The 23,025-nt window shown below is 63.4% G+C and carries 22 protein-coding genes and 2 tRNA genes; 6 read left to right on the top strand and 18 right to left on the bottom strand.

All coding sequences use genetic code 11. From position 1 onward, the window contains the following. Window positions 1-3 precede the first annotated feature (3 nt). The 3 genes from AC25Y4_RS05525 to AC25Y4_RS05535 all read right to left on the bottom strand — a co-directional run bounded on the left by AC25Y4_RS05525 (window position 4) and on the right by AC25Y4_RS05535 (window position 2,283). Window positions 4-624, bottom strand: coding sequence for an ATP-dependent Clp protease proteolytic subunit (locus AC25Y4_RS05525; protein ID WP_488119533.1), 621 nt, complete (start codon window positions 622-624; stop codon window positions 4-6). 133 nt (window positions 625-757) lie between these two features. Beyond that, window positions 758-2,167, bottom strand: coding sequence for a trigger factor (tig, locus tag AC25Y4_RS05530; RefSeq protein WP_488119351.1), 1,410 nt, complete (start codon window positions 2,165-2,167; stop codon window positions 758-760). A gap of 39 nt (window positions 2,168-2,206) precedes the next feature. Then, window positions 2,207-2,283 (bottom strand) — tRNA-Pro (locus tag AC25Y4_RS05535). A gap of 299 nt (window positions 2,284-2,582) precedes the next feature. Here AC25Y4_RS05535 and AC25Y4_RS05540 point away from each other — a divergent pair. Next, a tRNA-Gly gene (locus AC25Y4_RS05540) sits at window positions 2,583-2,653 on the top strand. Window positions 2,654-2,751: 98 nt separating this feature from the next. Continuing rightward, on the top strand, window positions 2,752-3,447 hold the full coding sequence (locus AC25Y4_RS05545) for a hypothetical protein (RefSeq protein WP_488119352.1): 696 nt from the start codon (window positions 2,752-2,754) through the stop codon (window positions 3,445-3,447). Window positions 3,448-3,460: 13 nt separating this feature from the next. Here the strand turns inward: AC25Y4_RS05545 and AC25Y4_RS05550 are convergent, their stop codons facing one another. The 6 genes from AC25Y4_RS05550 to AC25Y4_RS05575 all read right to left on the bottom strand — a co-directional run bounded on the left by AC25Y4_RS05550 (window position 3,461) and on the right by AC25Y4_RS05575 (window position 11,564). Continuing rightward, on the bottom strand, window positions 3,461-4,129 hold the full coding sequence (locus AC25Y4_RS05550; RefSeq protein WP_488119353.1) for a response regulator: 669 nt from the start codon (window positions 4,127-4,129) through the stop codon (window positions 3,461-3,463). Window positions 4,130-4,133: 4 nt separating this feature from the next. Beyond that, window positions 4,134-5,591 (bottom strand): sensor histidine kinase, encoded by a 1,458-nt coding sequence (locus tag AC25Y4_RS05555; protein WP_488119354.1) that lies wholly within the window; start codon window positions 5,589-5,591, stop codon window positions 4,134-4,136. Window positions 5,592-5,758: 167 nt separating this feature from the next. Further along, window positions 5,759-7,459, bottom strand: coding sequence for a thiol reductant ABC exporter subunit CydC (gene cydC / locus AC25Y4_RS05560; protein ID WP_488119355.1), 1,701 nt, complete (start codon window positions 7,457-7,459; stop codon window positions 5,759-5,761). Continuing rightward, window positions 7,446-9,131 (bottom strand): thiol reductant ABC exporter subunit CydD, encoded by a 1,686-nt coding sequence (gene cydD, locus AC25Y4_RS05565; protein WP_488119356.1) that lies wholly within the window; start codon window positions 9,129-9,131, stop codon window positions 7,446-7,448. Before cydD ends, cydC begins: the two co-directional genes overlap by 14 nt. A gap of 6 nt (window positions 9,132-9,137) precedes the next feature. Next, window positions 9,138-10,142 (bottom strand): cytochrome d ubiquinol oxidase subunit II, encoded by a 1,005-nt coding sequence (cydB, locus tag AC25Y4_RS05570; protein ID WP_488119357.1) that lies wholly within the window; start codon window positions 10,140-10,142, stop codon window positions 9,138-9,140. Window positions 10,143-10,151: 9 nt separating this feature from the next. Continuing rightward, window positions 10,152-11,564, bottom strand: a complete 1,413-nt coding sequence (locus AC25Y4_RS05575; RefSeq protein WP_488119358.1) for a cytochrome ubiquinol oxidase subunit I — start codon at window positions 11,562-11,564, stop codon at window positions 10,152-10,154. Window positions 11,565-11,665: 101 nt separating this feature from the next. On the opposite strand from AC25Y4_RS05575, the gene AC25Y4_RS05580 reads away from it, so the two are divergent. Both AC25Y4_RS05580 and AC25Y4_RS05585 read left to right on the top strand, forming a co-directional pair. After that, the gene (locus tag AC25Y4_RS05580; RefSeq protein WP_488119359.1) at window positions 11,666-12,049 is read left to right on the top strand and encodes a BlaI/MecI/CopY family transcriptional regulator; all 384 of its coding nucleotides are present in this window, start codon (window positions 11,666-11,668) and stop codon (window positions 12,047-12,049) included. Window positions 12,050-12,066: 17 nt separating this feature from the next. Next, the gene (locus tag AC25Y4_RS05585) at window positions 12,067-13,041 is read left to right on the top strand and encodes a M56 family metallopeptidase (protein WP_488119360.1); all 975 of its coding nucleotides are present in this window, start codon (window positions 12,067-12,069) and stop codon (window positions 13,039-13,041) included. A gap of 134 nt (window positions 13,042-13,175) precedes the next feature. On the opposite strand, the gene AC25Y4_RS05590 is transcribed toward AC25Y4_RS05585, so the two are convergent. The 5 genes from AC25Y4_RS05590 to AC25Y4_RS05610 all read right to left on the bottom strand — a co-directional run bounded on the left by AC25Y4_RS05590 (window position 13,176) and on the right by AC25Y4_RS05610 (window position 17,250). Then, on the bottom strand, window positions 13,176-14,102 hold the full coding sequence (locus AC25Y4_RS05590; protein WP_488119361.1) for an ABC transporter substrate-binding protein: 927 nt from the start codon (window positions 14,100-14,102) through the stop codon (window positions 13,176-13,178). Window position 14,103: 1 nt separating this feature from the next. After that, window positions 14,104-14,844 carry an ABC transporter permease gene (locus AC25Y4_RS05595; RefSeq protein ID WP_488119362.1) on the bottom strand — a complete coding sequence of 247 codons (741 nt, stop codon included), beginning with the start codon at window positions 14,842-14,844 and terminating at the stop codon, window positions 14,104-14,106. Continuing rightward, window positions 14,841-15,542, bottom strand: coding sequence for an ABC transporter permease (locus AC25Y4_RS05600; RefSeq protein ID WP_488119363.1), 702 nt, complete (start codon window positions 15,540-15,542; stop codon window positions 14,841-14,843). Before AC25Y4_RS05600 ends, AC25Y4_RS05595 begins: the two co-directional genes overlap by 4 nt. After that, a complete protein-coding gene (locus tag AC25Y4_RS05605; protein ID WP_488119364.1) occupies window positions 15,539-16,429 on the bottom strand; it encodes an ABC transporter ATP-binding protein in 891 nt (296 codons plus the stop codon). The genes AC25Y4_RS05600 and AC25Y4_RS05605 overlap by 4 nt, the downstream gene beginning before the upstream one ends. A 158-nt stretch (window positions 16,430-16,587) precedes the next feature. Beyond that, window positions 16,588-17,250 (bottom strand): TetR/AcrR family transcriptional regulator, encoded by a 663-nt coding sequence (locus AC25Y4_RS05610; protein WP_488119365.1) that lies wholly within the window; start codon window positions 17,248-17,250, stop codon window positions 16,588-16,590. Between the two features lie 109 nt (window positions 17,251-17,359). Here AC25Y4_RS05610 and AC25Y4_RS05615 point away from each other — a divergent pair, with 109 nt between their 5' ends. Further along, window positions 17,360-18,448: an App1 family protein phosphatidate phosphatase gene (locus tag AC25Y4_RS05615; RefSeq protein ID WP_488119366.1), complete on the top strand. Its 1,089-nt coding sequence runs from the start codon at window positions 17,360-17,362 to the stop codon at window positions 18,446-18,448. Window positions 18,449-18,522: 74 nt separating this feature from the next. On the opposite strand, the gene AC25Y4_RS05620 is transcribed toward AC25Y4_RS05615, so the two are convergent. From AC25Y4_RS05620 to hisD, 3 genes are all read right to left on the bottom strand, one after another. Next, entirely contained in the window at window positions 18,523-19,554 is a 1,032-nt protein-coding gene (locus AC25Y4_RS05620) for a quinone-dependent dihydroorotate dehydrogenase (RefSeq protein ID WP_488119534.1), read from the bottom strand. A gap of 8 nt (window positions 19,555-19,562) precedes the next feature. Next, window positions 19,563-20,078 (bottom strand): transcriptional regulator NrdR, encoded by a 516-nt coding sequence (nrdR, locus tag AC25Y4_RS05625; RefSeq protein WP_488119535.1) that lies wholly within the window; start codon window positions 20,076-20,078, stop codon window positions 19,563-19,565. 92 nt (window positions 20,079-20,170) lie between these two features. Beyond that, window positions 20,171-21,475 carry a histidinol dehydrogenase gene (hisD, locus tag AC25Y4_RS05630; RefSeq protein ID WP_488119367.1) on the bottom strand — a complete coding sequence of 435 codons (1,305 nt, stop codon included), beginning with the start codon at window positions 21,473-21,475 and terminating at the stop codon, window positions 20,171-20,173. 125 nt (window positions 21,476-21,600) lie between these two features. On the opposite strand from hisD, the gene AC25Y4_RS05635 reads away from it, so the two are divergent. Then, window positions 21,601-22,161: a flavin reductase family protein gene (locus tag AC25Y4_RS05635; RefSeq protein ID WP_488119368.1), complete on the top strand. Its 561-nt coding sequence runs from the start codon at window positions 21,601-21,603 to the stop codon at window positions 22,159-22,161. 44 nt (window positions 22,162-22,205) lie between these two features. On the opposite strand, the gene AC25Y4_RS05640 is transcribed toward AC25Y4_RS05635, so the two are convergent. Continuing rightward, the gene (locus tag AC25Y4_RS05640) at window positions 22,206-22,982 is read right to left on the bottom strand and encodes a lysophospholipid acyltransferase family protein (protein ID WP_488119369.1); all 777 of its coding nucleotides are present in this window, start codon (window positions 22,980-22,982) and stop codon (window positions 22,206-22,208) included. Window positions 22,983-23,025: the final 43 nt, after the last annotated feature.

Consider the following 23,025-nt stretch of genomic DNA (forward strand, 5'->3'; position numbering starts at 1 on the left):
GTTCTACTTCTTGTTCACTGAGTCGTCGGTGCCGCCGCCGCCAACCACTTCCGACGCGAATTCGCGCAGGTGGTCGACGAAACCGTATTCGAGAGCCTCCTGGGCAGTGAACCAGTTGTCGCGGTCGTTGTCGATGAGGATCTGCTCGACCGACTTGCCGGTCTGCTCTGCCGTGAGCTCAGCCATCCGCTTCTTCATGTCAAGGATGACCTTGGCCTGAGTCTGGATGTCTGCTGCCGTGCCACCAAATCCGCCTGACGGCTGGTGAAGCAGCACGCGGGCGTTCGGCGTGATGTACCGCTTGCCCTTCGTGCCAGAGGACAGCAGGAACTGGCCCATCGATGCCGCGAGGCCAATGCCCACGGTGACGATGTCGTTCGGCACGAACTTCATCGTGTCGTAAATTGCCATGCCTGCTGTGATCGAGCCACCTGGTGAGTTGACGTACAGGAAGATATCCCGCTCAGAATCCTCTGCGGCAAGCAGCAGGATCTTGGCACAGATCTCGTTGGCGTTGTCGTCACGGACCTCTGAGCCGAGCCAGATGATGCGGTCCTTCAGCAGTCGGTCAAAAACACCGGGTGTAGGTGTCTGGTCGGCCATGTCGTGCTCCGTTTCAGTTATCGCTTGGTTTTGAATCTATCGGAGGTAACGCGCCAGAACCGGCATGTTCGCCCTCGGCAGATTGCAGGACGTGCAAACACGACAAAAGGGCCGGATGTCAGCGACATCCGGCCCTTTCGTTTACACGGTGAAACTACTTCTTGGCAGCAGCCTTCTTCTTCGGCTTGGCTTCTGCCTCAGCCTCAGCGGGCGCCTCGTCAGCTGCTTCAGCGTCAGCGTCAGCGTCAGCGTCAGCGTCAACGTCAACGTCAGCAGCGTCGTTGTTGGGAACGACGGCGGTGAACTCCGCGAGGTCAACCTTGTCGCCGTTGCTGTCAACGACCTCAGCCTTGCCGAGGGCAATCGCGAGTGCCTTGTTGCGAGCAACTTCGGCAACCATCGACGGGATCTGGCCGTTGGCGGAGAGCGCCTGAACGAATTCGCTCGGCTCCATGCCGTACTGGCTTGCGCCCTGGATCAGGTACTGGGTGAGCTCGTCCTGGCTGACCTGGACCTTCTCTGCCTCAGCAATGGTGTCGAGCAGGATCTGCTGACGGAAGGTCTTCTCGCTGGCCTCTGTCACCTCTGCGCGGTGCTCAGCGTCTTCGAGGCGGTTCTCGCCCTCGAGGTGACGGTGAACTTCGTCTTCGATGATTGCAGCGGGGATCGGAACCTCAACGGCTTCGAGAAGCTGCTCGAGGAGCAGTTCGCGGGCCTGGCTGCCCTGGCCGAAGACCTTGGAGCGCTCGACCTGGGTCTTGAGGCTGGCCTTCAGTTCGTCGACGGTGTCGAATTCGCTGGCGATCTGTGCGAAGTCGTCGTCGAGGGCAGGAAGCTCGCGCTCCTTGACAGCGGTGACGGTGACGGTGATCTCAGCGGTCTCACCCTCGTGGTCTCCACCGAGCAGGTCGGAGTTGAAGGTGGTGGTTTCACCAGCGGTGAGCGACTCGAGTGCCTCGTCGATACCCGCGATGAGGTCGCCGGAGCCAACCTCGTACGAGATGCCGCTGGCGGTGTCGACCTCGACGCCCTTGATGGCGGCAACGAGATCGATCTGAACGAAGTCACCCGTGGTTGCAGGGCGGTCGACCGTGACGAGGGTGCCGAAGCGGCTGCGGAGCTTGTCGAGCTCTTCAGCGATCTCTTCGTCAGAAACCTCAACGGCGTCGACGGTCAGCTTCAGGCCGTCGTAGGTGGGGAGCTCGATCTCTGGACGAACGTCAACCTCGATGGAGAGCAACAGTTCTCCGGAGAAGTCCTTGTCGCTCGGCCATTCGACGATGTCTGCGGCCGGGCGGCCCAGGGGGCGAAGCTTGTTCTCTTCGACGGCTGCGCGGTAGAAACCGTCGAGGCCCTCGTTGACAGCGTGCTCGAGAACAGCCATCTTGCCAACGCGCTGGTCGACGAGTGCCGGCGGAACCTTGCCCTTGCGGAAACCAGGGATGTTCATCTGCTCGGCGATGTGGCCGTAAGCGTGGGTGATGCTCGGCTTGAGTTCATCGGCCGTCACCGTGATGGTGAGCTTGGCGCGTGTCGGGCTCAGCTTTTCGATCGTGGACTTCACGTAGGGATCTCCTGTTGTTGAACGATGTTCTGGAATATATGGTCGGGGCGACAGGATTCGAACCTGCGACCTCTCGGTCCCAAACCGAGCGCTCTACCAAGCTGAGCTACGCCCCGGGCATTAATTCAACCCGGTTGACCTTTCCGCTGCGGCCAAGTTTTCACCTGACTCACGGAATGACCTCGGTCAGTCTACTGCACAGGATCGGACCACATATGTCCACCCTCAGGTGGCACAGCAACCTGTCAAACGTGTACTACGATATTCGAGTGCCCAGCAAACGGGTGCTCGGGGATGTAGCTCAATGGTAGATCCTCAACCGGCCAAAGTGGTGGCGAGGTCTTCACGATCCCCTACGCTTTAAGGGATCGGTCAACAACTAAATATTGAATTTCGGCGTAAAACCGCCGAATTCGGGGCTGTAGCTTAGTGGTAAAGCCTCTGTCTTCCAAACAGATGATGCGAGTTCGATTCTCGTCAGCCCCTCAGGAAAAAAAGACCGGCCATCTGGCCGGTCTTTTTTGTTTCCCGTCTTTGTTTCCCCGTCCTGCCCCTCCACGGCGACGACGGAGCACACTGCAGTCATGGCGAGTGATCCCGAAATTTCACCTGAGAATTCGCTGGGAACTCCCGACCCAGAGAGATCCCCGGCGCTCCGCGCGCAGCTGCTTGCGACAGAGCACTGGAGCCTGCTGGCCTCGCGCAGCACCACTCAGAGCGAAGTACTCACCAGAATCAGTATTTTCCTGACCCTGACATCCGCTGGATTGGTCAGCCTCGCGTTGATGGGACAGGCGACGAAGTTCAGTGGCGTTTTCCCTGGCTTTGCGATCGCGGTGCTTGCGATCGTGCTGGTTGTTGGCATCCTGACCCAGCTGCGGGTGAAGAACGTGAACATGGAAGACCTGCAATACGTGCTGGCCATGAATCGCCTGCGAGCAGCGTACGAAGAACTTGATCCGGGTATCGAACGCTTTTTCATGACGTCGCGCTTCGACGACTTCGCCGGCTCCCGCCAGACCTACTACTCGCTCACCAAGCGCGGCGCCAGCCAGGTGCTGGGGAGCAGTCTCGTCTTCATCATCGCCGTGAATTCAACGCTGTTCGGCCTGCTGGCTGCAGTCTTGCTCTCGCTCTGGACCGCGAGCCAGCTCGTGGCCGCAGTTGTCGGGCTCGCTGCCGGGCTCGTGTTCTTCGCCCTGTCGCTCTGGCACGCAACGAGTACGTACTTCAGGTTCTGGAAGACATACACGCCCCAGTTCCCCAGCAGCGCTGCCTAGCGCTGCAGAAACGCTAGCGCTGCAGGAACGCCAGCACGGCGAGCACCCGCCGGTGATCTGTACCCGAGTCTTCGAGGGCAAGCTTCTGGAAAATTGACGTCACGTTCTTCTCGACGGCTCCAACACCAATCACGAGTGCCTCTGAGATCCCCGCATTGGTGCGCCCCTCCGCCATCAGGCCGAGCACATCGCGCTCGCGGGGAGTCAACGCCTGCAGCGGATCGGTGCGCCTCGCGAGCAGTTCCTTCACCACCTGGGGGTCGAGAACCGTGCCTCCTGCGCTCACGCGAGAAACGGCATCCTTCAGTTCCTCGAGGGACGCCACCCGATCCTTCAGCAGGTAACCGAGGCCACCCTCCCCCGCCGACAGCAGCTCGTGAGCGTAGGTACCCTCGACGTACTGGCTGAGCAGCAGGACGCCGATCCTCGGAAGGCGCTTCCGCAATTCAAGGGCAGCACGGATGCCTTCATCCCTGAACGTTGGCGGCATCCGTACGTCGAGAACCGCGAGATCCGGCCTCAGCGTTTCGACCTCTGCCAGCAGCGAGTCCGCATCGCCATACGCGGCCACCGTGGTGAACCCCGCTTCGTCGAAGAGCCGAATCAGTCCTTCGCGGAGCAAGACGGAGTCTTCGGCGAGCACGAGTCGCAGGGGTAGGGCGGCAGGTGAGGCGTCAGTCATCCCCTCAGGATACGGGGCTGGCACTCTCGACAGGCGCGGCTGCAGGGATCGTCGTTTCGGGCAGCGGGATGTGGGCTCCCATCGTTGTTCCTGCCGGGGTGCTGTCGATGCTGAGAATGCCGCGCAACCCGTGCAGGCGTTCGTCGAGGCCGGCCAACCCGTGTTCAGGCGTCACTGAGACACCGCCTGCACCGTTGTCGATCACCCAGATGTCGAGCCAGGCCGTTCCCTCTGGTGCACGGCGAATCGCGGCGTGCAGGCGCACCAGGGTCGCCTGCGAGTGCTTGGCTGCGTTGGTGAGGAATTCGGAGGTGATGAAGTAGGCGCTGCGTTCAATTTCGGACGGAAGGTCGGGGTTCGGATCCAGGTGCAACTCAAGCTGCACGGGGATGGTGCTGCGGGCCGCGAGGGATTCAAGGCCGGCGATGAGACCGCGATCCTGCAGGATGGGAGGCACAAGGCCCCGCGAGAGGGCACGAAGCTCTTCCAGGGTTTCGCTGGCCTGCGTGCGGGCCTCGTCGATCAAGACCATGGCCGCCGCTGGGTCGGTGGCCAGCTTGCGTTCGGCGCTGGCCAGATCCATTTGGAGCCGCACGAGTCGCTGCTGGGGGCCGTCGTGAATGTCACGTTCCAACCGGCGGAGCGACTGGTTCTCGGCGGCAACGGCCGCCCCTCTCGATGCGGAGAGGTCGGCAACCTCACGCTGCAGCGCTTCGGATGGCCATGCACTGAGCATTCCCCGTGCGATGAGCTGGTGCACGACGACCAGCAGGCGGGAGACCAGCGGAAGCGTGAGCAGGAAGAGAATGCCGAGCCCCAACTGGAAGAGGCTTTCAACGAGGAGCGAATCCATGGCGAACGTTGTGCCTGGAGCCAGCCAGTCAAGAATGAGTCGGTGGAGCTCCGTCTGATCGGACCTGTCGGAGAACCGAGCCCAGAACCAGAAGGTGACTCCCCCGAGTCCGCCTGCCACCCAGACGATGGTGATGGTCCAGCTCACGAGTCCGACCACGAAGTTCACCACCATGCCGTGCAGGAGGTACAGCCAATAGTGGCCGTTGACGAGCGGCCCGAGGATCGCGCGCATCGCGGTGGTGGGTTCGCCGCGCGGGTTCCAATATGGCGCTTCGATGGGCGCCTGGCCTGCCCAGCGCAATCTCAACAGTTCGAAAGCGCCGAACCCCCTGGCCACGTACAGCGTGCCCACTATGAGGAACAGGCCGACGAACACCGGGATGAGGCCGACGCCAGTGCTGAACAGGGTGACGAGCACGGTGAAGCCAACCACCACCACAGGCAACGTGAACAGCAGGAATCCGAGCTCACGAGGCAGCATGCGCCAGAGCGCTCCGTAACCGGTGCGTCTGGCCGCCGTGGGCCCTGGCGCCGACGTGGGGGTCTGCAGCGTTGTCGTGGCGCTCGTTGGTGTGTTCATCGGCGATGCGCTCTGTGATGTGGTCATGGGGGTCCTCCCGCAATTGTGGCCTCTACCCAGCTTCGCGGGATCACGGTGCCCACGATATCGGGTGCGCAACCCGAATGCTGCGGGGGTAATCCCCCGCAAGCCATCTCAGGCGGGCCCAGACCAGAACCCAGACCCAAACTCAGCCCCGAATCCAGACCCGAGTGTCAGACGCGCGCCTCGCTGCCGTGCAGCGGCGCCGCAAGCACCAGCGTCGACGTCAGCAGCTCAGTTGGAACCGGCGTGTGCGAGATCAGCAGTACTGCGCGCCCAGCGGATGCAGCAGCCGTGAGGATGTCGCGAACCAGGGCATCGCCCTGGCCGGTGTCGACGTTGGCCGTCGGCTCATCGACGACGAGGATCGGGAATTCTGCGAGCAGCGCACGGGCAAGCGCGATGCGCTGTGCCTGGCCGCCGGATACCAGCGCGCCGCGTTCCCCGACGCGAGCGTCGAGTCCGCCGCGCGCCGCCACCCAGGATGCGAGGCCGACACGGTCAAGAACGTCAAGCAGGTCGGCATCCGTTGCATCCTCGCGTGCGAAGAGCAGGTTCTGCCTGATCGTGTCGTCAAAGAGCCACGGACGCTGTTCACAAAGTCCGACGACGCTGCGCACCTCATCCTGCGGGAGCGTGCGCGCCTCAGTGCCGTTCAGCGTGTACGAGCCGGTGTACTTAAGGAATCGCACCAGCACGTGCGCGAGCGTCGTCTTTCCCGCACCGCTCTCGCCGGAGAGATGCACTCGGTCGCCCGGTTCAAGCCGCAGCGTTGCGCCCGCCAATGCGGGATGGGATGCCCCAGGCCAGCTCGCACCGACGTTGGTCAGTTCGAGCACCACGCCGTCGCTGGACAGGTGGCGGGCGGCGATGGCATCATCAGCGTCGCCTTCTACAGGAATCTCAGCTGGCACTGTTGCGGGAACAGCTGTCGCCACTCGCCGCGCACTCGAGCGCACAGTGCGCCAGGCGCTGACGGCAACCGGCACCACGGCGAAGACCTCAAATACCGCCATGGGCACCAGCACGATAACAACCAGGGCTGGCCCGTTCACCCCGCCGTCGGCTCCGAGCAGTGGCACGCCGGCTGCCAGAGCAGCAATGCTTGCGGCTCCGGCCAGCAGCGACACCACCGCGGCTTGCACGCCGACACCGACGGATCGCCTGAGGCTCGCACGCCGCAGCGCATCATCAACGCTCTCCAGCACGCGCAGGCGCTGGTCGAGCGCACCAAACGCGGTGAGAACATCGAGGTTCTCCACGACTTCGAGCACCTCATTGGCCAGCGAGCCGCGAAGTGGCGCAATGCTGCGTTCAGCCCTGGCCGCCAGGACGCCGGCGCTCACCGTGCCAACGACGGCAGCAAGCACCAGGCAGATGAGCAGCGTGATTCCCGCAGCGGGCAGCACAAGCCACACGCCAACGACACTCAGCACCGCGATGATTCCGGCGGTGGCCAGCGGCTGCACCACGCGAAGCGGCAGATCCTGCAGGTCGTCGACGTCCGCGACAATGCGACTCATGAGGTCGCCGCGTTTCGTGGCAGACAGGCCAGCCGGTGCCAGCGGCAACAGGCGACCGAAGATCCCGAGGCGCAGCTCGGCCAACTGGCGGAACGCGGCATCGTGGCTGAGCACACGCTCCAGATACCGGAACGCGGCGCGGCCGAGCGCGAACGCCCGCACTCCGACGACAGCCAACGACAGGTAGAGAAGTGGAGGTTGTTCAGCAGCCCGGGTGATCAACCAGGCTGACGCAGCCAACAGCGCAACGGCGGATGCTGCACTCAGCACACCGGCAGCCAGGCCCGGCACGAAACGACGCGCCGTTGGCTGGGCCAGTCGCAGAATCGACGTGACGTCAGGAGCCGACATGAACGCTCTCCCCCATCTGCAACACCTGATCGGCTGCATCCAGAACGGCTGGGCGATGGCTCACCACAATAACGATCCTTCCCTGCGCCGCAAGCTGGCGGAATCCGTTGATGAGCGCGGCCTCTGCGTCTGTGTCAAGGGCAGAACTCGGCTCGTCGCACACCAGCACGCTGCAGTCGAGGGCGATCGTCCGATAGATCGCCCTGGCAACGGCGACGCGCTGCGCCTGACCACCGGAGAGGCCGGCGCCATTGACGCCCAGCAGCGTGTCCGGATTCAGGTCGCCCGCGCCGGCTAGCCGCAGCGACTCGCGCACGAGCGCGGCATCCGCTTCGACAGTGCTGTGACCGACGATGCTGTGGCCGACGGTGCCCAGGCAGACATTGTCGGCGATGGTGCCGGCAAGAAGTCCTGGCCGCTGGCCGGACCAAGCCAGCCAGTCGCGCGGCGAGGCGGCGGTGACGGATGCCGAGCCAACAGTGATCGTTCCCGCGAACGGAATGAAGCCGAGCAGCGCCGCAACCAGCGTTGACTTACCCACACCGCTCTGGCCGGCGATCACACTCACCTGCCCCTGGCGGAAATCGGCATCGAGATCGTGGACGATGACAGAATCACCACGGGTGAGGCTGACTCCGCGGAGCCGCAGATCACCGGCCCGCACTGCAGCTGTCGTGCCGACGGCTGCGGTTGCCACCGTGTTCGATGTGGCCGCCGTGGCCTCCTCGTCGAGGATGGCGAAGACGTCGTCGGCTGCAGCGATACCATCGGCAGCCGCGTGGAACTGGGCGCCGACGTTTCGAACCGGCAGGAAGACCTCCGGGGCCAGCAGCAGCACGAACAGCCCTGTCGCCAGCAGCATGCCGCCGTCAAGCAACCGGAGCCCGATCGACACGGCAACGATCGCCACCGACAGGCTCGCGGCCAGCTCAAGCACGAAGCCACTGAGGAATGTCACGCGCAGTACCTTCATGGTGTGCACGCGGTAGTCGTCGGTGATGGAGCGCAGCCGCCCGAACTGGCGCTTCTCCCGCCGATAGATCTTCAGTGTGCCGAGGCCTCCGAGCAGATCGAGGAACCCAGAGCTGAGCCGCTGCATCGTCTCCCACTGCTGTTGCTGAACCGAGCGCGTCGCCCAGCCGATCAGGACCATGAAGACAGGGATCAGTGGCAGCACGATGATCATCGCGGCACCGCTGAATACGTCGGACAGCAACACCGTCAGCACAAGGATGGGGGTCGCGATCGCCGTGAGGATCAGCTGCGGGATGTACCGGGCGAAATAGTTGTCGAGCGCATCGAGGCCGGTGGTCGTGACGGTGGTGATTCTTGCCGCTTGGCCGCCTGCCAACCAGTCAGGACCGCGCTTGGCAATGGCCGTCATGACGCTGCGGCGCAGCTGGCTCTTCACCTGGGCTGCGCCCCGAGTCGCCACCAGTTCCTGCAGCCAGACCAGGACAGCCCTCGCCACGATCACGCCGGCCAGCAGACCGATGAGCGGCGCAACCTCCTCGAACGGCGCCCCGTCGATCGCCCGTGCGATCGCCTGGCTGAGCAGCCAGGCGAACAACACGATGACGACGGTCTGGGCGAGCCCGATCATTCCTCCGAGGAGGAGGAATGATCGGGAGGCCCTGGCGTAGCGGAGAAGACGTGGATCGAGGGGTTTCATACCGTCCTAGTGAACTGCGACTTCGATGGATGCCCGCGAGACGCGCTTGCGGAATATCCAGTATGTCCATCCCTGGTAGAGCAGGATGACCGGCATACCGATCAAGGCCGTCCAGCTCATCACCTGCAGGGTGTACGGCGTCGACGATGCGTTCTCGATCGTCAGGCTGTTCGCCGGGTTGTTGCTCGCCGGCATGACGTCGGGGAACAGCGAGGCGAACAGCGACAGCACGGCGAAGGCGATGGTCAGCGCCATGAAGATGAAGGCCCAGCCCTCGGCCCTCCGCACGTTGGCGACCACGGCACTGATGAGCACCACGGCTGCAACGGCCGAGAAGATCGCAGATGCCACTGTGCCGTACGCGAATGTCGTCCAGACGAGGAACACGGCGGCCACGACGATCGTGATGATCCCAGACTTCGTGGCCAGGGCACGTGCCCTGTGTCGAATGTCGCCATCCGTCTTCAGCGCGACAAAGACAACGCCGTGCGTGAAGAACAGCAGCAGGGTGGTCACGCCACCGAGCAGGGCGTACGGATTCAGCAGGTCGAAGAACGTACCGGTGTAGTTGAAGCCGGCATCCAGCGGAACGCCACGCACAACGTTTGCGAAAGCGACGCCCCACAACAGTGCTGGCAGCGCTGAGCCGACGATGATCATCCAGTCGAACCAGGTCTTCCACTGCGACTCTGGCCGCTGGTGGCGGTACTCGAACGAGACACCACGAACGATCAGTGCGAGCAGGATGACAAGGAGCGCCAGGTAGAACCCGCTGAACATGGTGGCGTACCACTCGGGGAACGCGGCGAAGAGAGCCGCGCCTGCCACGATGACCCAGGTTTCATTGAGGTCCCACACCGGGCCGATGGTGTTGATCAGCACGCGGCGATCAACGTCGTCCTTCCCGAGGAAAGGAAGGGACATGCCGACACCGAAGTCGAACCCATCGAGCACGAAATACCCGATGAAGAGCGCGCCGATGATCCAGAACCAGAGAATATTGAGATCCATGGTGAGCTCCTAGTAGACCGTGACCTGGTGGGTGATTTCGCCGGATTCCGAATCGACTTCCGGAGCATCATCCGGCCCCTTCTGGGCGGCCTTGAGGATGAGCTTGAACTCCACGACGGCGAGGATGCCGTAGATGAGAGTGAATGCTACGAGGGAGATCAGGACATCAAGTCCCGTGACCCCAGGGGACACACCGTCCTCGGTCTTCATCAGGCCGAACACGATCCACGGTTGCCTGCCCATCTCGGTGAAGATCCACCCGACGATCATGGCTGCCAGTGACAGCGGGAACGTCCAGATGGCGAGCTTCCACACCCACTTCTGCTTCGGGTGACGACCCTTGCGGGTCAGGAACAGTCCGACAATGGCGACGATGATGTGCAGGATGCCGAGAGCGATCATCCAGCGGAACGACCAGTAGGTGATCCAGATGATGGGCGTGTAATCGCCGGGGCCGTACATCTGCACGTACTGTGCCTGCAGGTCGTTGATGCCCTCTACCGTGCCGTCGAATGTGTGCGTCGACAGGAGCGACAGCAGGTACGGCACGCGCACTGAGAACAGCTCGTGGACACCATCAGGAGTACCGAGTGTGAACAGCGAGAACGACGCGTCGTAGCCGGTGGCGGTGTGGTACAGCGCCTCAGCGGCCGCCATCTTCATCGGCTGCGCCTGCACCATCGCCAGGCTCAGCTGGTCGCCGAACAGCGTGGTGAGGATGCCGGCGATAACCATCATCCAGAGGCCGAGCTTCAGCGCTGGGCGCATGGTCTCGAGGTGCTGGTTGCGGTACAGGTGCCAGGCAGCGACCGAGATGATCAGGCCCGCAGACACCATGAAGCACGCGAAGATCGTGTGCGGGAACGCCGCCAGTGCAATTGGGTTGGTCAGCAGCTCGCCGATGTCGGTGAGCTCTGCCCTGCCCTTCACCTCGTTGATCCGGTACGCGACCGGGTTCTGCATGAAGGCGTTGGCCGCAATGATGAAGTAAGCGGATGCCGTCGAACCGATGACCACGAGCCAGATGGTTGCCAGGTGCAGCTTCTTCGGCAGCTTGTCCCAGCCGAAGATCCACAGGCCGATGAACGTGGCCTCCAGGAAGAACGCGACGATTCCCTCGAATGCCAGGGGCGCTCCGAAGACGTCCCCGACGAAACGTGAGTAGTCAGACCAGTTCATTCCGAACTGGAATTCCTGCACGATTCCAGTGACGACGCCCATGGCGAAGTTGATCAGGAAGATCTTGCCGAAGAAGTGAGTGAGCTGCAGGTATTTGACGTGACCGGTCTTCACCCATGCCGATTGGAAGATCGCGACGGTCAGCGACATGCCGATCGTCAAAGGCACGAACAAGAAGTGGTAAATAGTCGTAAGTCCGAATTGCCATCTTGACAACAGCAATGGATCTAACCAGTCGATCACGCGTTCCTCCACTCGTCCCACTTGTGTACTTCTACGTCACGTAGAACTCTACTCCTCTACGACCTGTAGAAATCACAGCAAACGGCTGTAAACTTGGTGGCATGACAAGTTTAGGTGCGTTGGAAAGAGCGGTGATGGACGTCCTCTGGGAATCCGATCTGCCGCTTTCCGCAAATGACCTGAAGGATCGTCTTGTCGTGCAGCAGGACGAATCCCCGAAGAAAGAACTGGCCGCCACCACTGTGCTCACGGTGCTGTCGCGTCTCGAGAACAAAGGCTTCGTGACCCGCGATCGCGGCATGCGCCCCCACGTGTACCGCTCTGTGACGACGCGCGCCGATCACACCGCTGAGTTGATGCATGAGGTGCTCGGTTCCTCGCCAGACCGCGAAGCCGCTCTCGCGCGCTTCATCGGCAGCGTCACCGCCCAGGAAGCTGACACGCTTCTCGAACTTCTCGGCGGCATCCCCGCCCCGCGTACCTAGTACCGGGCCCATTCGCCGTGTTTGTCTCTGCAACCGCATTGGCTGTCATCGCCGTCGCGCTCGCATGGCCAGTACCCATCGCACTCGCCAGGGCAACCTGGCCGTCGCGCGCGCCGGGCACCGCGCTGGTGTTGTGGCAATCCATCGCCCTGGCCGGTGGACTCTCGATGATCGGCGCGCTGCTCTGCTACGCGCTGATTCCCCTCGGCGACACACTGCTGAGCGGGTTGCTGGCGCTTGTCGCCGTCGGCTTCAGCGGCGTGCCTACGGGTGTCGGGCTCGATCATGTGCTGGCCTTCACCGGTGCGCTGCTGCTCACCGTCCACCTGTTGCTGAACCTGTCGGCCACATTCGTGCGCTCTGAGCGCCAGCGTCGACGTCACCATCAGCTCGTCCAACTCCTGAGTGACCCCGTCCCAGACCGCCCAGACACGCGCGTCATCGAGTACGCCGCTCCCGTCGCATACTGCCTCCCGGGTGCAGCTCGATCCGTCACCGTGCTCTCTGCCGGCATCGTGCAGCTGTTGAACGATGACGAACTGCAGGCCGTGATCGCCCACGAGCATGCGCACCTTCGCCAACAGCATCCGCTCGTGCTCGTCACGTTCAGGTCGTGGCGAAATGCACTGCCATGGTTCCCGATCGCGAACCGGTCAGAAAAGGCAGTGGCACTCCTGGTCGAGATGCTGGCCGACGACGAGGCCAGGCATGAGGTCGACGACCTGGTGCTCGCCCGCGCCATTGCCCTGGCCGGAACGTCTGGTCGCCCTGACCTCGCATTCCACGCCGACCAGCTGCACACCGAATTCGAATCCGATTCCGGTTCCGGTTCCGGTTCCGTCAACGATCCTGAGCACGTCGACCTTGTCACCCCCCGGGTGATGCGACTCGTGCAGCCTCGGCCTCCCCTGCCGGTCGGTTCACGCGCCGCCGTGCTGGCCCTTGCGGTGTCGCTGCTTGCCGTGCCGACACTGATCCTGCTGCTCAGCTAGGCCGCGGAACCCAGCCGCGCCACGGGAAACCCGGCACCAGGGCCTCCAACACCAGGCATCACGCAACGGGGCCCCGATCCGCGGTGCGCTGGATCGGGGCCCCGTCGTCGTGACGAGTGGTGTGGACCGTGCTGCTACGAGAGGTTGGCCTGCTCGAGCCAGGCGGTCGCGATCTTGTCTGCGGAGAGCTGTTCGTTGACGCTCTGGGCGTTCAAGTCGATCAGGTCCTCTGCGGTCAACGCTGCGCTCACCTTGTTCAGCACAGCTGCGGCCTTGTCATCCACCTTCTCAGACACGACCGGAACGACGTTGTCGGGGAAGAACAGGCCGTCTGGGTCGGCGAGGGCGACGAGGTTGTTCGACTTGATGTTGGGGTCCGCCGTGTAGATGTTGGCCAGCTGGATCTGGTTGTCGACGAGCGCCTTGACTGTCAACGGTCCCCCGCTGTCCTCGACAGGCACGAACCCGGCAATGTCGATGCCGTACGTGTCTTTCAGCGCCGTCGGGCCGTACGGACGTGTCTCAAGCTCAGAGTTGCCGCCAACCGTGATCGGCTCTGTGACATTCGTGAGTGAGGCGATGTCGGTGAGGTTGTACTTTTCTGCGAACGCCTGGGTGACCGTCCAGGAGTTCTGGTCTGAGGCGTCAGCCTTGTCAAGCACCCGCAGGTTGTCGGGAAGCGCCGCCTGGAGCGCGGTATACACCTCATCGGCCGTGCCACCCGTTGCGCTGGAATCGAGCGCCTGGAGCAGGCTTCCGGTGTACTCGGGGAACACATCGATCTTGCCGGCTTCGATGTCGGGGAGGTAGGCCTCGCGCTGGCCGATCCGGAAGTCGCGCTCAACCGTGAACCCGTTGGCCTCAAGGGCCTGGGCGTAGATCTCTGCGATGATCTCGTTCGAGTAGTAGTCCTGCGAGCCGACCACCAGGGTTGCAGAGTCAGTGGATGTCGAATCACCGGCATCCAGCGGATTACCGGATGAGCACCCTGCCAGGGCTACGACGGCCCCGACCGCGACCGCGCCGATAAGCGCGAGTCGGCCTTTTCGTGCTGTGAACATGTCAGCTCTTCCCTTCTTCGACGGGGGTTCCCATCACCGCGTTCGATCGGGTTGATCGCACGCGGACAGCTACGGGGCGGCCAGCTGTGACGCCCCGGGGGACGGCAAACTTCTGCACCAGTGCAATAAGTCCGTCCAGAACGAACGCGAGCACGATCACGATGATCGACCCGCCAAGCATTTCAGAATAGTCCCGGGTTTTGAGCCCGGCGAAAAGGAATCGACCGAGGCCGAAATTTGCCACGTACGCGGCCAGAGTCGCGGTGGCCACCACCTGGAGGGTCGCAGACCGCAGCCCGCCGATGAGCAGGGGAAGGCCAAGCGGGACTTCCACTTTCCGCACGATCTGCCATTCGGACATACCGACCGATCTGGCCGCATCGACCGTACGACGGTCGATTGCGTCGAATCCGGTGTATGCCCCGGCCAGAATGGACGGGATCGCAAGGATGGTGAGCGCCACGTACGGCGCGGTGAGACCGATTCCGACCCAGAGCCCCACGAGGGTGAGCAGGCCAAGGGTGGGGATGGCTCGCAAGCCGCCAGACGTGGCGACGGCCAGCGCCCGTCCCTTCCCGGTGTGACCGATCAGGTATCCGATCGGAATCGCAATGATCGATGCGATGACGATGGTGACCAGCGTGAACAGGAGGTGCTCGCCGAGCCTGGCCCAAATGCCGTCAGGTCCAACGTAGTTGGCCGGGTCGAGAACCCAGGCCATGGCATCCGCGAAGACGTTCATCTCTTCACTCCCACCGCGCTGGCCATTGCCGGCAGTTCGACGGGTCGCTCGGCTCGATCAGAGGTGGGCCGCCGAGTCCACGGCATCAGCACCCGACCGAGTAAAACGAGGGCAGCGTCGAGCACCAGCGCAACCACGACAGTGGCCACCAGTCCGGCCACCACCTCGGCCTGGATGCCGCGCTGGAAGCCATCGGTGAAGAGACTGCCGAGGCTCTGCACCCCGATGACAGCCCCGATCGTGGCCAGGCTGACCGTGCTGACGGTGACCACACGCATCCCGGCAAGGAGTACAGGGCCAGAGAGGGGAAACTCAACGCTCCAGAACTGGCTCCACGCAGAGAAGCCAACAGCTGTCGCTGATTGCTTGACATCGACATCGACGGCGGCGAGACCATCTGCGACCACCCGCACCATGAGTGCGACGCCATACAGGGTGAGCGCGACTATCAGGTTCAGCGGTGAGCGCAGTTCGACGCCGATCACGAGGGGCAGCGCAATCAACAGCGGGAACGACGGGATCGCATACAGCAGCCCGCAGAAGGTGAGCAGGATGCCCCGACTGACGCGATATCGATTGGCCAGCCACCCCACTGGCACTGCGATCACGAAGCTCAGCACAATCGCAGGCACACTCAAGACCAGCTGATCGATCGTGCGATCCCAGATGAGGTCGAGATTCGACCAGACCCAGGTCACCGTATGTCCCCACCCTGAACGGGCGCGCCCGAACCCGTGACTGGCACGGCCCCTGAATCCGATGAGTCCGACCGAGTACCGGCGAGCACGCCGGTCACCCGACCTGCACTGTCCACGACAATCTCCCTGCCGTTCCGCATCTCCACGTGCAGGGCGCGCTTTCCCTTATCGACACCGACGAAACTTGCCACGAAGTCATCGGCAGGGTTCGCGAGGATCTCTGCCGGTGAACCGACCTGTGCGATGTGTCCGCCCGTGCGCAGGATCACGACCTGGTCGCCGAGCAAGAAAGCCTCTTCAATATCGTGGGTGACGAAGACCACTGTCTTGTCCAGCTCGCTCTGCAAGCGGATGAGCTCCTGCTGCAATTCGGCCCGAACGATGGGGTCGACGGCGCCGAACGGCTCGTCCATGAGCAGGATATTGGGGTTCACAGCCAGGCCCCGTGCAACGCCGACACGCTGCTGCTGTCCCCCGGAGAGCTGAGCTGGGTATCGGTCGGCCAGTGCGCGATCGAGTCCGACGGTGTCGAGCAGGTCGAGCGCATCCGCCCTGGCCTGCTTCTTTGGCACTCCGCGCAGAAGCGGAACGGTGGCGACGTTGTCGATCACCTTGCGGTGCGGCAGCAGCCCGGAATTCTGCATGACGTAGCCGATGCTGCGACGCAATTTCACTGATTCAAGGGTGGAGATGTCAACGCCGTCGATCTCGATGTGACCGTCTGTCGGGTCCACCATCCGGTTGATCATGCGAAGCAGGGTTGTCTTGCCTGACCCAGACGATCCCACGAGAACGGTGGTCTGCCGGGATGGCAGTACCAAGCTGAAGTCCTCGACGGCACGCGTGCCGTCAGGAAATTGCTTGGTCACCGCGTGGAACTCGATCATAAATGTGGCTCATTCCTCAATGGGTTTCCAGCTGCCAGGTTCTCCAGCCAATCATCCTTCGGAGCAGGTGGCAAAGCAGATTGCCAAGAAACCAACAAAAAAGCGGCCTCGTTCAGAAGAACGAGGCCGCCAATTGCGTGGATGGCTGACGTCGGTGTCTAGGCGCCAACCGCCGATCCGTAGTACTCCACCAGGTAGTCGTGCACCACGCGGCGGCACTCGACGATGAATCGCTCGTCGCCCTGCGGGTCGGCGTAGAAGGCGCGGGAGAGCAGGGCGTCTGCCATCTCAATCGCGACCTCAAGGCGGAAGATCAAGTCGGGTCCGCCAGGCAGACCGAATTCCTCAGCGAGGATGTCAGCGAGTGCTCTGGCGAACGTCGTCGACTGTGCATCCTGGGGATCTGCCGCATTGACGCGCTCGCGCTCGACGAAGTGAATGATCCGGAAGCCGGGTTCTGAGCGGTACAGGCCAACGAAGGCTGTGGTACCGCAATCGACGGCTTCCCACCAGTTCTCCGGTGACTGCGCCGCTATTTCGCTGACGACCCGAACTCGGAACCGGGCGATGGCCCGCTCCCGAAGAGCGTGCAGCACAGCAACACGATCGGGGTAGTAGCGGTAGACGGTGCCGATGGAAGCACCGGCACGCTCAGCGATCATCGCCGTCGTAATGCGGTCGAACCCGACCTCATCAACCACCTCGGCAGCGGCATCGAGCAGGGCTGAAAGCCGATCTGCACTGCGCTGCTGAATGGGTTCTGTTCTGATGAGCTGCCCCTGGGCCCCGGAATTCACACTAATCAGGTCACCAAGTGACACATTTCCTCCTTGACGCGAAACCATAATTCTACGTGCCTCGTGGGGCCCAATTGCACCAGGGCGACCCAAACGGAGGGAGCCCCAAGCTTTCACATGGCAGACTAGGGCAGTGCCTCGCCCCTCGCCACAGTCCACCAGGAGTTCGCCACCGTCGAGGATTGTTCATCGAGCGGCGCGAATCGAAGACTGGATTCACGAGGTCAGGTACCAGTGGGCGCGCAAACGTGGGCACATTCCGGTTGTCGTTCCATACGCCGGCTACGGATCCACGGAGTGGGCACGCATCCTGTGCCGCGTACTGCTGGCCAAGCCGAAGACCGCAGCGCGCATGGCCGCGCGACGCACGGCGACCGCAGCCAACCAGTACCCGGGTATCAGAGGCTGGCGCAGTTTCACCAGCGTTCCCGTGAACGATGTGACGGTCACGATTGAGATCGGCGGCCAGCTTCACTACGTGCAGGCCGACCGCGGTGGTGTCGTCGATACCGTCGTTCAGATCGAGCTGGAGCCAGGCACCCACATGGCGCGCCTCAGTACGTCGACAGCTGCCCCTGTGGGCGCCTCGATCTATGTCGTGCCGCCAGGGGTCACGCGCGGGATCGTCTCTGACGTCGACGACACCGTGATGGTCACCGCTCTCCCCCGGCCACTGCTAGCGGCCTGGAACACCTTCGTCCTCGACGAGCATGCCCGAATTCCGACGCCAGGCATGGCGGTGCTGCTCGACCGTCTCGTACAGCAGGACGCTGGCGCCCCCGTCATCTATCTGTCGACTGGCGCCTGGAATGTCGCGCCGACGCTCACCCGCTTCCTCTCCCGCAACATGTACCCGTCCGGAGCGCTGCTGCTCACGGACTGGGGCCCCACCCACGACCGGTGGTTCCGCAGCGGACAGGACCACAAGCGCTCAAACCTCAGGCGTCTCGCCCAGGAGTTCCCCGACATCCGCTGGATCTTGATCGGTGACGACGGGCAGCATGACGAGGCGATCTACAGCGACTTCCAAAGGGAGTACCCGGGAAGCGTTGCTGCCGTTGCAATCAGGCAGCTGTCCACCAGCGAAGCGGTGCTCGCCGGAGGTCGCTCCAAGGATGAAGCGAGTGGCACGCCGAACGCACCATGGGTGTACGGGCCAGACGGGTCGAGCATCTCAGACCAGCTCGTTCAGCTCGGGCTGCTGTCGCACCCTGCGTCATAGGCTGGCGCCGGCAAGACCGCAGCTGCGCGCTACCAGCTCAGACGCGCGGCAGCTACGAGCAGCTACGCACGACGTCAGCGCGAACGCAGCCGATCGAGTCCGCGATTGATTTCGCGCGCCCACAGCGGTCCCCGGTAGAGGAACGCCGTGTAGCCCTGCACGAGCGTTGCGCCAGCGGCGAGGCGCTCGTCGACCTGCGCAGCCGTCTCAACGCCTCCGACCGAGATGACACAGAGCTCTGCCGGAACGGTGGCCCGCACGATGCGGAGCACCTCAAGGGCTCGAGCGGCCAGCGGAGCACCAGACAGGCCTCCTGCGCCGGCGGCTTCGACAACGGCGGCGTCTGTGGCCAGGTGGGCGCGGGAGAGAGTCGTGTTGGTCGCGATGATTCCGTCGAGGCCGAGCTGCACCACGAGTTCTGAAATGCGCGTCACCTCGTCGTCGCTCAGGTCAGGCGCGATTTTGACGAGCAGCGGCGTTGTTCCCGCAGCAGCCTTGACCGCTGTCAGCAGCGGAGCCAGCTGATCAAGTTCCTGCAGGCCGCGGAGGCCGGGGGTGTTCGGTGAGCTCACGTTGACGACGAGATAGTCAGCCAGGGGCGCGAGGATTGCCGTGCTCGTGACGTAGTCGGCCGTGGCGTCCTCGACGGCCGTGACACGGCTCTTGCCGATGTTGACGCCGAGCACCGGACGACCAGGCACGGAACGCACCTGCGTCAGGCGATCAACCGCCGCGCTGGCACCACCGTTGTTGAAGCCCATCCGATTGATCACCGCACGATCGGGAACGAGCCTGAACAGACGGGGCTTCGGATTCCCCGGCTGGGCGAGAGCGGTCAGCGTCCCGACTTCAACGTGCCCGAACCCGAGCTGGCCAAGGCCAATGACGGCCTTACCGTCTTTGTCGAAACCGGCTGCGACGCCAAACGGTGACTCGAAGGTCAACCCGAGGGTCTGCACTGAGAGGTCGGTGCGTGGCCGGGTGAAGCGGTTGACCAGGCGGCCAAAGCCGAGCGTCGGCAGCGCCCTGATCGCGGTGAACGCAAGGTGGTGCGCGTTCTCCGGCTCCATTTTCGACAGCACTGTGGAGAAGAGAATGGGGTACAAGCGCATCGCTATAGCTCCGTCGACGATGACAGGGGCGCCGGCGTCTGACGGATACCCTCTGCCTGTTCCGCAGGTTCCGCATGTTCTGCACGAAGCTGGGTGATGGCGGACTCGAAGTCCTCGAGTGAGTCAAATGCCTGGTACACACTGGCGAAGCGCAGGAAGGCGACCTCGTCGAGTTCGCGCAGCGGCGACAGGATGGCAAGGCCGACGTCGTTGGCGTCGATCTGCGATGCGCCGGTCTGCCTGATGGTCTCTTCGACCTTCTGCGCGAGCAGTGCGAGGTCGGAGTCCGTCACCGGTCGACCCTGGCAGGCCTTGCGCACGCCGGCGACGATCTTCTCGCGGCTGAACGGTTCGACCACCCCGCTGCGCTTGATGATGTTGAGACTCGCAGTCTCTGTGGTGCTGAAGCGGCGGCCGCATTCTGGACACTGGCGGCGTCGACGAATCGACAGGCCATCGTCACTGGTGCGTGAGTCAACGACTCTTGAGTCTGGGTGGCGGCAGAACGGGCAGAACATTGTGATCACAGCCTATCGTGCTGACCCAGATGGGCGGGCCACCACGGCGAGTGTACGCCGCGGCAGCCCGATGAACTCTCGATGAACCTCGCCTAGATGAACCTGGCCTTGATGGCATCTCCGTGCGCCGGAAGTGCTTCCGCCGTTGACAAGGCATCGATGTGCGCGGCAACAGACTGCAGCGCGTCACGACTGTACTGCACCACCTGTTGTGGCCTGAGGAAGGTATACGCGCCAAGTCCCGACGAGAACCGGGCCTGACCGCCTGTTGGCAGCACGTGGTTCGAGCCTGCCGCATAGTCGCCCAGGCTTACCGGGGAGTGCGGGCCGAGGAAGATGGCGCCGGCATTCTCGATCAGCTCAAGGACAGCCTCAGGGTCGCTGGTCTGGATCTCCAGGTGCTCAGGGCCAAAGGCGTTGCTAAACGCGGCAGCGGCGGCAATGTCATCGACAAGCACCAGCGCTGACTGGGTTCCGTTCAACGCCGCTGTGACACGAGCGCTATGGGTGGTGGACTGCGCGAGTTCGGCGAGGCGCACTGAGACCGCATCGGCGATCTCGACGGAGTCTGTGACGAGAACGGCCGCGGCCAGTTCGTCGTGTTCAGCCTGGCTCACGAGGTCGGCAGCGACCAGCAACGGATCTGCCGTGCTGTCTGCAATCACCAGGATGTCGGTCGGGCCGGCTTCTGCGTCGATGCCGGTCTGGCCGCGTACCAGGCGCTTGGCCGCTGCGACGAAGACGTTGCCAGGGCCGGTGACGAGCTGCACGGGATCGAGCCCGATGTCAGGTGCGCCCCAGGCGAAAGCGCCGATGGCTCCGGCTCCTCCCATGGCGTAGATCTCGCTCACGCCGAGCAAACCGGCGATGGCGAGGATGGTGGGGTGCACGCGGCCCTCGAAGTGGGCCTGCGGCGGCGACGCCAGTGCGATCGACGACACCCCGGCCACCTGGGCAGGGACGACGTTCATGACGACGCTGGACGGATAGACGGCTTTGCCGCCTGGAACGTAGAGCCCGACGCGGTTGATGGGCTGCCAGCGCTGCGTGATGACGGCGCCGTCGGCGATCGTCGTCTGGACGCGTGGGGGCACCTGGGCGGCACTCGCCAGTCGAACCCGGCGGATCGTCTCTTCCATCGCCGTGCGCACGAGCGGGCTCAAGCCGGCAACGGCCTCGACGATGTGACTTTCCGGAACCCGAATGGCCTCCGGACGAACGTGGTCCAAACGCTCAGCCTGGTCGAGGAGCGCTGCTCCCCCGCGTTCGCGGACGTCGAAAATGAGTTCGGCGGCGATCTCGCTCGCAGCGGAAACGTCGGTGAGCGAGCGCGGAACTGCGGCGAGCAATTCTGCGGGAGTGAGCTGGGTACCCCGAAGGTCAATGGTCTGCATCATGGCACTGCCAGTTTATCTGCCATCCCTGCGCGCGGGCTGTCGGTCGATGTCATTGCGTGACACGGACTCGGGAAGGTTTCAGATGTCGGGAATAGGCTGGCCCAGAAGGAGATTGATGCATTCGTATGAACGAAACAGCCGCACCACAATCCACTGATCTGCCAGGCGCTCCCGTGCCGCCGCTCGAAGGCGACCCGCATGCACCGAAAGACCTTGAGGCGTTCAAGCACGCGTTCCGGCGGCACGCAGCCGGAGTCGCCATCGTGACGTCCCTGGGCGACGACGGCACGCCGGTGGGCTTCACCGCCACCTCGCTCGCGTCTTTGTCTGCGGTGCCGCCGCTGGCGACCTTCAACATGGCACGATCGGCCAGCGCCTGGCCCGCGATCGTCGAGAACGACCGCGTCATCATCCACATCCTCGGTGTGCGTAATCGCCCGCTGGCGCAGAAGATGTCAGGGCCGGCAGAGGAACGCTTCCTGGGTGACCACTGGCGAGTCGGACCATACGGGCTTCCCGTGCTGAATGACGTGACGTCATGGATGGTTGGTCGAATCGTCGAACGCATCCCCGTGCACAACAACGCCGTCGTGGTCGTTCAGATCGAAGAGGGCGGGATGGGCGAGGACGACGAGGCCCTGCTGTACCACGAGCGCCGGTACCACACGCCAGGCAGCGAGGTTTAGCGGCAGCGAGTCAACGCCAGGAGACTCGCCCAGACGATGCGCGGCTACTTCGCTGAGGCCTTGGCCAGCTCCCGCTTGCGGCGGCGTTCAGCTTCAGCGATGGCCGCTTCTTCCGGGGTTGGTGCCGTTCCACCCAGGTGAGCTGGCTGCCACCATGCGCCAGTGCCATCCTCTGGGTAGCGTTCCTGGGCAATGTCAACGAGTCCCTGCAGCGTGTCGTGCAGCGCCTGGGTCTTCGCCTGCATGTCATCGGCCGATGTCACGGCTATCGGTTCGCCGACCATGAAACTGACGGGCACGCCGTACGCCTCCTTGAGCGAACGCTTGTGACCCTTGGTCATCAACCGGTGTCCGCCCCAGATCGCGATCGGGATGATGGGAACGCCGGCCTCTGCCGCCATCCGCACGGTTCCGGTCTTCAGGTCTCGCACCGTGAACGACGCGTTGACGCCGCCCTCCGGAAACACACCGAGAACCTCGCCGGCCTTCAGAGCGTCAACGGCAAGGGTGTACGCCTCTGCGCCATGCGTCATGTCGACCGAAATGTGCCCCATGCCACGCATGAACGTGCCGATCACCGGCTGGTCAAACGCACCCTTCTTAGCCAGAAAGCGGATGCGACGCTTGTTCTTCTTCCACATCATCCACTCGGCGAGGGCGAAATCGAGGTAGCCGAAGTGCGTGATCGCCAACACGGCACCGCCGGTGTCTGGCAGGTTGTGCCCGCCCGTGACGCGGGGCTTCAGATGCAAGAGGCCGAACAACGTTCGGCCAGCCCCGATCGCGGTGGCATAAATCGGCTCACTCCGGCGCTTCGTCATAGGTGCAAGGTTATGGGAGTTTCCTGAATACCAGCGGTAAGTA

Source organism: Leifsonia sp. Y878 (genome assembly GCF_057669685.1).